General features: G+C 71.1%; 9 protein-coding genes. 6 read left to right on the top strand and 3 right to left on the bottom strand.

What is annotated here, in order from left to right; genetic code table 11:
• Positions 1–95: 95 nt before the first annotated feature.
• Positions 96–2,144: an N-6 DNA methylase gene (locus NI17_RS21840; protein ID WP_119268047.1), complete on the bottom strand. Its 2,049-nt coding sequence runs from the start codon at positions 2,142–2,144 to the stop codon at positions 96–98.
• Between the two features lie 177 nt (positions 2,145–2,321).
• On the opposite strand from NI17_RS21840, the gene NI17_RS21835 reads away from it, so the two are divergent.
• A complete protein-coding gene (locus tag NI17_RS21835; RefSeq protein WP_068690136.1) occupies positions 2,322–3,995 on the top strand; it encodes a DUF6119 family protein in 1,674 nt (557 codons plus the stop codon).
• Positions 3,996–4,100: 105 nt separating this feature from the next.
• Entirely contained in the window at positions 4,101–4,748 is a 648-nt protein-coding gene (locus tag NI17_RS21830) for a DUF4352 domain-containing protein (RefSeq protein ID WP_068690134.1), read from the top strand.
• Positions 4,749–4,823: 75 nt separating this feature from the next.
• On the opposite strand, the gene rbsK is transcribed toward NI17_RS21830, so the two are convergent.
• Both rbsK and NI17_RS21820 read right to left on the bottom strand, forming a co-directional pair.
• The gene (gene rbsK, locus NI17_RS21825) at positions 4,824–5,723 is read right to left on the bottom strand and encodes a ribokinase (protein WP_119268046.1); all 900 of its coding nucleotides are present in this window, start codon (positions 5,721–5,723) and stop codon (positions 4,824–4,826) included.
• A 25-nt stretch (positions 5,724–5,748) separates the two neighbouring features.
• Entirely contained in the window at positions 5,749–6,543 is a 795-nt protein-coding gene (locus tag NI17_RS21820) for an exodeoxyribonuclease III (RefSeq protein WP_084012519.1), read from the bottom strand.
• Positions 6,544–6,896: 353 nt separating this feature from the next.
• On the opposite strand from NI17_RS21820, the gene NI17_RS21815 reads away from it, so the two are divergent.
• The 4 genes from NI17_RS21815 (at position 6,897) to NI17_RS21800 (ending at position 11,207) form a co-directional block, all read left to right on the top strand.
• Positions 6,897–7,619 carry a response regulator transcription factor gene (locus NI17_RS21815; RefSeq protein WP_068690128.1) on the top strand — a complete coding sequence of 241 codons (723 nt, stop codon included), beginning with the start codon at positions 6,897–6,899 and terminating at the stop codon, positions 7,617–7,619.
• Positions 7,609–9,036 (top strand): sensor histidine kinase, encoded by a 1,428-nt coding sequence (locus tag NI17_RS21810; RefSeq protein ID WP_068690126.1) that lies wholly within the window; start codon positions 7,609–7,611, stop codon positions 9,034–9,036. The genes NI17_RS21815 and NI17_RS21810 overlap by 11 nt, the downstream gene beginning before the upstream one ends.
• 378 nt (positions 9,037–9,414) lie before the next feature.
• Positions 9,415–9,948 (top strand): hypothetical protein, encoded by a 534-nt coding sequence (locus tag NI17_RS21805; protein ID WP_068690124.1) that lies wholly within the window; start codon positions 9,415–9,417, stop codon positions 9,946–9,948.
• Between the two features lie 47 nt (positions 9,949–9,995).
• Positions 9,996–11,207 carry a winged helix-turn-helix domain-containing protein gene (locus NI17_RS21800; protein WP_068690122.1) on the top strand — a complete coding sequence of 404 codons (1,212 nt, stop codon included), beginning with the start codon at positions 9,996–9,998 and terminating at the stop codon, positions 11,205–11,207.
• The last annotated feature ends 33 nt before the right edge of the window (positions 11,208–11,240 follow it).

Here is an 11,240-nt window from a genome sequence, read left to right as displayed (position 1 = left end):
AAACCGCCCCCGGTATCTCCACGGCCAGAGGCGGTGCGACGAACGGGCGCGCAGTGCGCCCGTGACCGTCCATTATCGCGGGTACAGGACTGTACTCAAGCCTCTTTCCCGTTTTCGGGACGCAGCGTGCCCACCGCCAGCCCCTCCGTCAGCAGCCACCACAGGCGGTCGCCGACCTCGGTGGTGCGGCGCAGGGTGCGGCGGAACTCCGTCAACCGGCGGTACGCCACACCGTAGGCGCGCTGGTCGGCCAGTGGCAGGCGGGGCACCCGCACCTTGCGCAGTTCCGTGATGCGGGTGACCCCCGGGCGGCTCGTGGAGGCTGCCGCGGCGCAGGCGCCCGAGCCGGTGAGGAACCCGGCCAGGAACCACGGATCGACCACCTCGGGATCGGGGCGCAGCAGGTAGGTGGTGCCGTGCAGGGCCGCCTCCTCGTCGGTGACGACGCGCGCCACCGGACGGCGCGCGATCCGGGGCAGCACGACGTCGCCGGGGCGGAGTCGGACCGTGTGCTCGTCCAGGCGGCCCCGGCCCGACGGCGCGGTCTCGCGCTCGATGTCCTCCCCGGTGAGGGCGGGCAGGGACGGCTCGCCCTCGCCGGGGTCGTCGCCGGAGCGCCGGTACACGATCTCCAGACCGCCCATCCGGTTCAGTTCCCCGAGCGTGGTCATCGCCTGGTGCAGCGTCCCCGTGGCGGGCCGCAGCCCGGGCAGGGAGGCGGCCAGGTCCTCCGACAGCCGCAGCAGATCGCCGCGGGTGTCGGCCAGGCTGTCGAGGTCGAGGCCGGGCCGCCGCACGTGGCGCCCCGGGGAGACGTCCACCGCCTCGTCCAGCAGATCGGCCAGCGACATGACCCGGTAGCGGCCGGGGCTCTCCGCGACCGATTCCGGGGCCTTCGTGAACGCCCGGTAGACGGAGACCACGCTCTCGGCCGTGGCGGGCCACGACCGGGCGGCCTCTCCCCTGGAGTCGTCGGCCCGGCCGTCGGACGCGTCGAACAGCAGCACCCCGTCCGGCGGAGCGCTGCCGTTCTCGGGGCTGCGCAGCACCCACAGCGTCAGCGGCACCCCCATCGGCGGGGTGAGTCCGGCGGGCAGGGCGATCACCGCGCGCAGCGCCCCGCGCCGGATCAGTTCGCGGCGCACCCGTCGGCCGCTGCCGCGTGACGCCACGGTCGGGGGCAGCACCATGACCACCGTGCCGCCCGGCCGCACGCGCGCCAGGGCGTGCTGCACCCACGCGAGTTCGGGCTCCTTGCGGGCCGGGACCCCGTAGCGCCACCGCGGGTCGAGGTTGAGTTCCTCGAAACCCCAGTCGGTCTGGTTGAACGGCGGGTGGGCGACCACCGCGTCGGCGGCGGGACCGCCGAACGTATCCGCACGCAGCGAGTCGCCGCAGCGGATGTCGGGCCGGGCGCCCGCCAGGAGGAGGCGGACCCTGGCCAGTCGGGCGGCTCCCGGGTCGAGTTCCTGTCCGAGGACCGCGACGCCCGGGATGCGGCGGGCCGCCTCGCGCAGCAGTGTCCCGGTACCGCACACCGGGTCGAGGACCGTGGCGGCGGAGTCGTCCACCAGTCGCAGCATCAGTGCGCCGATCTCGGGGGTGTCGGCGAAGAAGTGGCGGGAGACCGAGGTGAGGTAGCGCTGGTGGAGGCGTTCGAAGGCGTCCGGCGCGCCGCCGACCGCGTCCAGCCGGTCGGCCGCGTCGACCAGGACGCGGCGCAGCGGGGCGGCGTCGGGCAGGTCCGGTGGCGGGGCGCCCACGTCGAGGGAGGCCAGCAGTCGGTCGCGTAGTCGCTCCTCGGGCAGCGCCGCCAGGTCCGCGCCCTCCTCGCGCGCCGCCAGAGCCGCGCCCAGCAGTGCGACGGCGTCGACGCCGTCCAGGTGCTCCCGGAGCGGGTCGAGCACGTTCCAGACGGCTTCGACCACCGCGTCCGGGCTCTCGTCGGCGGCGAGTTTGCCCATCCTCCGCAGCCAGGCCCTGACCTCGGCCAGGTCGAAGAGCGGGCTGCCCTCGGCGCCGTCCACGGGGTCGGGGAAGTCCGGATAGCGCCGCCGCCAGTTGCTGACGGCGGCCCGTCCCACGCCCGCCAGGCGGGCGATACCTACCGAGTTCACGGTGGTCCCGAACTGGGTGTTCGACATCGCGGCTCCTGTACTCCGGGGCTTCTCCGTGCACTCTATCGCACATGCGTATGAATGTTGATAATGACAGACAGAAATATCTATGTTGACTATGTACACAGACAGTGTTTACATTAGACCCGCATCAGACATCCACCTGGATGTGAACACACCCCGGGTTGTCCCCAGGAGGCCACTATGCCCTACCGATCCGCAGCACCCAGAGTCCGCGAGGTCACGCTGTACCGGCTCGCCGGTGTTGCCCCAACCGAACAGGAGATGCGCGACGTCTTCGCCATCGACGAGACCGCCCAGCAGAACCTGAACCTCAGGACCACGCGCATCGACGACCGGCCCGCTGTCGTACTCGAAGGAACGCGCTGGGGCGAGCGCCCGCCCGACTGGCTGCGAGACGCACGCACATCGACCGGCCTGCCCCTGGAACTGACCACGAGGAGCCCGGCCGTCGCCGTCCTGGTCGACGTGGACGGCGACGTCTACGCGTTCAGCTACGGAATGGGACACTGGCTGATCCCCTACGACCGCCGTGACCCCGACTTCGGACGCCTGTTCGCCGCGCGTGCACTCAACCCCGAAACGGTGCAGACGGTTCACACCCGCTCCCTCGACTCCCACGGCCGCTATGTGAACACCACCATCATCAAGGGCGGCTCCATGCGTACCTACGCCCTGCGCCACGAGCGAGAACTCGTCGGCCGGATCAGGGCGAGGTGCGGCATCCCGGGCCTGACCGCGTCACGGGACGGCCGCACCCCCAGATTCGCGTACTGCAGCGACGGAATCCGCACTCACCTGGGCGTCGAACCCCGCGACCTGGTCAACGACATCCGCTTCATCGCCGCAGCCATCAAAGAGGGCACGCCCCACGAACTGTTCGGCGACCTGGAGGACCAGAAGGAAGTCCGGGACTCCGCCACCAAGACCAGACTGTGGTCTCTCGTCGGAACCGAATCCGGCGGCCAAAGCGCGGGAGGCGGACCGGAGATCGCACCGCCCTCGGACGTCCTCACCGTTCTCGGCGAGGCGTGTTCGTTCACCCTCCACCTCGGCGAAAAGCTCCCGGCTCCCGACTACGAGACCCTGTCCGACCTGTTCGCGGACCGTCTCCAGAGCATCCAGCCGGAAACGCTGGAGACACGCCTGCGCCGCGCGGAGATCCGGCTGTACGGAGACTCCGACGGCCGCGAGCAGATCGCGGTGTGCCGCGACCTGCGCCCCTGGATCGAGGCCACCGTCCACGACGGGCAGAAGACCTACATTCTGCGCGAGGGGCACTGGTACGAGTACGGGAAGCGCTTCCTGGACAAGGTGCGCACCAAGGTCACGGAACTGCTGGAGAAGGGCTCCTCCATCGAATTTCCCGCTTGGCCGCGCTCAGACGGCAAACCCGCCTCCGAGGGCTTCTACAACGAGAAAACGGTCCCCAAGAGCGATTCCCGCTTCCTCTGCCTGGACACGGACCTGGCCTCCACCCCCATGCACGACGGCAAGGGCATCGAACTGTGCGACCTGCTCGGCCCGAACGACGAACTCGTCCACGTCAAACAGGCAGCGGGCGCGTCGAAGCTGAGCCACCTCTTCATCCAGGTCAGGTCCGCCGTCGAAAGTCTCCAGTACGAACCGGAGGCCCGGGAGTGGTTCCGCGAACAGGTCGCCGCAATCGCTCCCGACCGCACTCCCCCCGTGCTGCCGCCGAAGACGGTCGTCTTCGGCATCCGACTGTCGGCGCACTCCGAAGTCACCGTCGACACCCTCTACCCGATGGCGCGGGTGGAGCTTTACCGCACCGCCGTGGCCCTCGAAAGGTACGGCATCGACGTCCAGGTCGTCGGCATTCGCCACGGCACCTGACCACCGCTTCCCCGCATCCGCGCCCCGGTGGACACCGTCCGCTCCGTCCGCGCTGCCCGGGGAAGTCCGGGCAGCGGCCAACTCCCGTCAACAAAGGAAAAAACCATGACCTACCCCGCACCCCAGGCTCCCCAGCCGCAGCCGAGGAAGAGCCGCGGCTGCCTGTGGGCCGCGCTGATCGCCCTGGGCCTCTTCATGCTCTTCGGGTTCGTCGGCTGCGTCGCGCTCGTCGCCAGCGTCGACACCGGCTCCTCCGACTCCGGTCAGAGCGCCTCCTCCTCCGACGACAGCGAGAACGCGGAGGACGGCGGCGGCGACGAGAGCGCGGAGACCGAAGAGGACTCCGAAGGCGAAGCCGAGGCCGGAGTCGGCGACACCGTCGAGGACGGCGCGTTCGCCTTCACCGTCACCGACGTCGAGACCGGCGTGTCCAGCATCGGCGACAGCTTCCTGGCGGAAGAGGCCCAGGGCCAGTACGTGATCGTGCACGTCACCGTCGAGAACATCGGCGACCAGGCCCAGATGTTCGACGGCTCCAACCAGAAGCTCTTCGACGCCGACGGCAAGGAGTACTCCAACGACTCCTCCGCCGAGATCGCCCTGGACAACTCCGACGCGTTCCTCACCGACATCAACCCCGGCAACAAGGTCGACGCCCAGGTGGTCTTCGACATCCCCGAAGGCGTGGAGCCCGCGTCGATCGAACTGCACGACTCGATGTTCAGCGGCGGCGTCACCGTCTCGCTGTCCTGACCACCGCACAGTCCCGCGGTCACTCCCGTGGAGGGGGCGGGAGTGGCCGCGCTCCCCGGCGGGGACCGGCCTCGCTCAGAACGCGTCGATCTCGGCCCGGGTCGGCATCGACGTGCTCGCCCCGTGCCGCCGCACCGACAGGGCCGCCGCCTTCGCCGCGAACCGCAGCGCCGTCTCCGGGTCGCGGCCCTCGGCCCGGGCGACCGCGAACGCGCCGCAGAAGGTGTCGCCCGCCCCGGTGGTGTCGACCGGCTCCACCCGCACCGCCGGAACCCGGACCGGGTCGGCGCCCCGGCGCCCGTACAGCACCCCGTCGGCGCCGAGCGTGACGACCGCCTCGGGCACCGTCTCCAGCAGCGCGGCCAGCGCCCGCTCGGGATCGTCCTGCCCGGTGATCGCCGCCGCCTCGTGCTGGTTGGGCAGGATCACGTCCACGCACTCCAGCAGCTCCGGCGGCAGCGGCCGGGCCGGAGCGGGCGTCAGCACGGTGGTCGCCCCCAGCGAGCGTCCCGCCCGTGCCGCCGCGACCACACCGGACATCGGCGTCTCCAACTGCAACAGCAGCGCCCGCACGCCGTCGAGCAACTGGATGTCGCCCTCCCGAAGTGCCGTGACCGTGCCGTTGGCGCCCGGGACGACGATGATGGAGTTGGCCCCGTCGCCCTCCACGACGATGTGCGCCACCCCCGAGGTCCCCGCGACCGTGCGCAGGCCCGACACCTCGATCCCGTGGTCGACCAGCGTGGTGCGCAACTGGACCCCGAAGGCGTCGTCGCCCACCGCGCCGAGGAAGGCCACCTCGGCCCCGGCCCTGGCGGCGGCGACCGCCTGGTTGGCTCCCTTGCCTCCGGGGATCTGGCGGAACTCCCGCCCCTGGACGGTCTCCCCGCTGGCGGGCGCGACGTCCACATAGGCCACCAGGTCCATGTTGACACTGCCGAATACCGCGATCCGCGGCGCCGATGCTCGGTTCACGCCCCTCACGCTACCGGGGCGGCGGTCACTGCGGCCGCAGGTCGACGATGACGGGGGCGTGGTCGGAGGCGCCCTTGCCCTTGCGCTCCTCACGGTCGACCAGCGCGCCCGTGACCCGGGCGGACAGCGCGGGCGAGGCGAGCACGAAGTCGATCCGCATGCCCTTGCGTTTGGGGAAGGACAGGCCCTTGTAGTCCCAGTAGGTGTAGACGCCGGGGCCGGGCGCGTGCGGACGCACCACGTCGGCGTAACCGGCGTCGACCATCGCCTGGAAGGCGTCCCGCTCGGACTTGGTGACGTGCGTGCGCCCCTCGAACTCCGCGATGTCCCACACGTCGTCGTCCTGGGGGGCGATGTTCCAGTCACCGCACAGCGCGATCTGCGCCTCGGGCTCCTCGGCCAGCCAGCTCTCCCCGGCCTCGCGGAGCCGGTCCAGCCAGTGCAGCTTGTAGACGTAGTGCGGGTTGTCGATCTCGCGGCCGTTGGGAACGTAGAGGCTCCACACCCGCACCCCGCCGCACACGGCTCCGATCGCGCGGGCCTCGGCCTCCGCGGGGTCGCCCCAGCCCGGCTGCCCGGGGAAACCGACCCGTACGTCGGAAAGTCCCACCCGCGAGGCGATCGCGACCCCGTTCCACTGCGACAGCCCGTGGTGGGCGACCTCGTAGCCGAGTTCGGTGAAGACCTCGACCGGGAACTGGGCGTCCCGGCACTTCGTCTCCTGGAGGGCGACGACGTCCACGTCGCTGCGCCGCAGCCAGGCGGCGACGCGCTCACTGCGCGCCCGCACACTGTTCACATTCCACGTCGCCAATCGCACACCGCAAGGCTAGCGCCTTCCGCCCGACAGCCCGGCGCGCGTCCTCCGCCGACGGGGCCGCCCCGGAGTCAGGACTCAGGGTTTTCCCAGCGTGTACCAGCCAACATCACAGGATCTGCCGGTTGTATGAGGGCTGTCGGGTCGATTCTCCACAAACGACCGGCTCACCTCATCGATCCCGTCTCGTGGGGCAGTAGCGGTGGCGGGACGTCAGCGGGGGCGGTGGACGAGGCGTGCGTCCACCGCCCCCGTGCTCTTTCCGTGCCGTCAGCCGTCCGGAACAGGGATGCCCCGCCCCGGAGCGGCGCGAACTACCATGGCAGCAGCCCCCGATGTCTCCGCTAGGTGGATCGATGACGGAAGCAGAGACCACGACGCGACCCCATGTGCTCGTGATCGACGACGAGCCCAACATACGCGACCTGGTTCAGGCTGCGCTGCGCTTCCACGGCTTCGAGGTGAGCACGGCCGGCTCCGGAGGGGAGGGTCTCTCGCTCGCCCGGACGAAGCGGCCGGACCTGATCCTGCTGGACGTGCTGCTGCCCGACATCAACGGCTTCGACGTGTGCCGCCGACTGCGTGAGGAGGACGACGACGTCCCGGTCATCTACCTCACCGCCAGAGACACCCCCTCCGACACGGTCACCGGTCTGTCCCTGGGCGGCGACGACTACGTCACCAAGCCCTTCTCCGTCGAGGCCCTCATCGCCCGGGTGCGCGCCCTGCTGCGCCGCGTCAAACGCGACCCGGCGGCACCGAACTCCTCCGACGGGGTACTGCGGGTCGCCGACCTGGAACTGGACGAGAAGACCTGGACGGTGCGCCGCGGCGGCGTGCCCATCGACCTGTCCCCCACCGAGTTCCGACTGCTGGCCTACATGATGAGCAACGCCGGACGGGTCCTGACCCGCGCCCAACTCCTGGAGAACGTCTGGGGATGGGACTACGCGGGCCAGTCCCAGATCGTGGAGACCTACGTCAGCTACCTGCGGCGCAAACTGGAGCCCTTCGGTCCCAGCCTGATCCACACCCAGCGCGGGGTGGGCTACGCGCTGCGTGCCAAGGATGACCATTAGCGGCCCCCCGGCTCCCCCCGGAACGCTGCGTTCCCGGCTGCTGGTCGGGCTGCTCGTCGTGACCGGCGTGGGCCTGCTCGTCAGCGCGCTGGTGAGCGTGCTGACCCTGCGCTCCTTCATCACCGAGCGGCTTGAGGCGCAACTGCTGCTCACCACCGAGCGGGCCATGGTCCGGCTGGACAACGACACCCCGCCGGTGGGCGTCGACGCGCCCAGCCCGTCCCCGTACTTCGTGGTGCTGATCAATCCGGACACCGGCGAGGTCAACCAGATCTACGGCGACACCTTCCGCGAGGACGTGGTGCTGAGCCGAATCGCCCGGCTGTCGCTGGCCCAACTGCGCTCCTACGCCTCCTCCCAGGAGATCGTGGAGTTGGACACCCCCGACGAGTCGGTGCCCCCGCACATGGTGACCGTGCGGATGCGCGCCGACTCCATCCTGATCAGCGGGGTGCCCACCGAGGAGCGGGAGGAGTACCCGCGCCAGTTGATCACCGTGCAGCTGCTCACCGCGGTTCTGCTGCTGGGCGGCCTGCTGCTGATCGGCGGACGGCTGATCGTGCGGGCGCTGGCGCCGCTGGACCGGATGGCGACCACCGCCGGACAGATCAGCACCGGCTCCGACCTGGCCGACCGGATGCCCGACGCCGACCCCTACAGCGAGGTGGGACGGCTCGGGATAGCGATCAACACGATGCTGGGCCGCCTGGAGAACGCCTTCAGGGCCAAGGCGGAGTCGGAGCGCCGGGTGCGGGAGTTCGCCGCCGACGCCTCGCACGAACTGCGGACCCCGCTGACCACGATCCTGGGTTACGCCGAACTGTACCGGCAGGGCGCGATCCCGGACGACGAACTGCCCGAGGCCATGCGCCGCGTCGAGGACGAGGCCTCCCGCATGTCGAGGTTGGTGGGGGAACTGCTGGAGCTGGCCCGGCTGGACCGTGCCGGTTCGCTGGAACTGGCCACCTGCGACCTGGCCGCGCTGGTGCGGGAGATGACCGGGGACGCCGCGTCCCTGGAACCGGACCGGGAGTTCACCCTGGACGTGCCGGACCGGCTCCTCTGGGAGGTCGACGAGACCCGGTTCCGGCAGATCCTCGCGAACCTGCTGGCGAACGTGCGTGAGCACACCCCTCCGCAGACGCCGGTGACGGTCCGGCTGCACTCCGACGACGACGGCGAGGTGGTTCTGGAGGTGGCCGACGCCGGACCGGGCATGTCTTCCGAGGACGCCGCCCGGGTGTTCGACCGCTTCTACCGGGGGACCCGGGCACCGGGGGGAGGCAGCGGCCTGGGGCTGCCCATCGTCCAGGCCATCGCCGTCGCCCACGGCGGCACGGTCACCCTCGACTCCCGTCCCGGCGAGGGGACAACGATCACCGTACGTATCCCCGCGGCGGACCGACCCCCGGACTGACCCCGTCGTCCCCGGGACCGTCCCACGTCCCGCCGGTCTGCCAAAAACAGCGGCCAACCTTTAGATTTGGGCCATGGACATCGCGATCGTGTGTCAGGATTGCCACGGCAGTGGTTACCGGGTTCGGGTCTACGGCTTCTTCTCCGCTACTGAGGGTCATGCCGAAGTCCTCGTTCCCCGTGACTGCGCGCCATGCAGCGGCTCGGGGCGCATACTGCTCCCGGGCTGGTCCGCGAAGGACTGACCTTCACCCCCTGGAGCGCTTTGCGGGAACTGTCCGGGAAGCGAACGAGTGCCCTCCCCGTCGCGGACCTCCTCTCACTTCCACAATTTCCGGTGGCTTCCACCACCGTTTTGTTCAGGAGGAGACGTCCCCTCATGCTTCCAGGCCTCTTCCGTCGACAGGGCTACCGGCCGCGGCACGCGCTTCCGTCGCGGATCACACGCGTCACACGCGTCACACGCGTTCCCCTGTCGCCGCGCTGGCTGGTGGCCTCCCTGGTCGTGCTGGCCCTCGGCGGCATGGCGGCCCTGCTGTCGCCGCACCCCGAGCAGCCCGCCGCACAGCCCACGGCCGCCGCCGTGCCCTCGTCCGCAGCCACCTACTTCGCGCCGTCCCGCACCGCGACGCCGGCTTCCGGCGCCGTTCCCGCTGCCCGCCCCCTCACGCGCACCGTGGTCGTGCGGACCGCGGCGCTCTCGGAGGCGGGGGCGCCGTCCCCCTCACCCGCCGCGGCGGCCGACGACTCCCCCGACACCTCCGAGGCGACCGAGCAGTCCAGCCCCGACCGCTGGTCCCCCCAGCGCCCCGCGGAGCAGGAGGGCGTTTCGGACACGCCCTCCGAGGAGGAACGGTGCGACGGTTCCTTCCTCACCCTGTGGCCCGACTGCCCGGAGGAGCGCGGGAACTGAGCGACGGACGCGCTGTCCCCGAAGCCGCCATCCGCTAGGTTGTACGTGTGTACGAATCGGCGACACTTCCCCATCCTCGACGCGATTCCGCCCTCTCCCTCGCCCAGGCCCGGCGGGTGGCGCTGGCCGCCCAGGGCTTCACCGACCGCCGCCCCACCGGCGCGGCCACCATGCGGCACCTGCGGCGGGTGGTCGACCGGGTCGGCGTCATCCAGATCGACAGCGTGAACGTGCTGTGCCGCAGCCAGTACCTGCCGGTGTACGCCCGGCTGGGGCCCTACGACCGGGCGCTGCTGGACCGGGCCACCACCGCACGCGACCGGCCCCTGGTGGAGTACTGGGCGCACGAGGCCAGTCTCGTCCCGCCCACCACGCACCGACTGCTGCGCTGGCGGATGGCGCGGGTCGAGGACGCGTGGGGAGTCGTGCGGCGGATCGCCGACGACCAACCCGACCTGGTCCGGACGGTGCTGGAAGAGGTGACCCGGATCGGTCCGGCCACCGCGCGGCAGGTCGAGGCGGCGCTGGCACACGACGCGCCGCGCACCGAGAAGCAGTGGGGGTGGAACTGGTCCGCGGTGAAGGCGGCGCTGGCGTACCTGTTCTGGTGCGGCGAGATCACCGCGGACGGACGCAACCAGCAGTTCGAGCGCCGCTACGACCTGACCCGCAGGGTGCTGCCCGCGGAGGTGCACCGGGCGCCCGACCCCGATCCGGACGACGCCCGCCGGGACCTGGTGGCCATCGCGGCCCGCGCGCACGGCGTGGCCACCGAGAGGTGCCTGCGCGACTACTTCCGGCTGAGCGCGGCCCAGTGCCGTGCGGCAGTCCGCGACCTGGTGGATTCGGGGGAACTGGTTCCGGTGCGTGTCGAGGGCTGGCGGCAGCCCGCCTACCTGCACCGCGACGCGCGTTTTCCGCGCCGGGTGGCGGCTCGCGCCCTGCTCAGCCCGTTCGACTCGCTGATCTGGGAGCGCGCCCGCACCGAGGCGCTGTTCGGGTTCCGCTACCGCCTGGAGATCTACGTTCCCGCGCCCAAACGGGTTCACGGCTACTACGTGCTGCCGTTCCTGCTGGGCGACCGCCTGGTGGCGCGGGTCGACCTGAAGGCCGACCGCGCGTCGGGCACGTTGCTGGTGCGGCGTACCACGGTCGAACCGGACGCGCCCGCCGAGACCGCGTCCGAACTGGCGGCCGAACTCGCCCGGATGGCGGCGTGGCTGGGCCTGGAGCGGGGCGTGGCGCACTCCGCGGGCTGAGGAGCCCCGGAGGGCTCCTTCCGGGACGGCTCC

Source organism: Thermobifida halotolerans, assembly GCF_003574835.2.
Lineage (GTDB): Bacteria > Actinomycetota > Actinomycetes > Streptosporangiales > Streptosporangiaceae > Thermobifida > Thermobifida halotolerans.
Note: the sequence above shows the minus strand (reverse complement) of the source record. Positions and strands in the feature narration are given on the sequence as shown.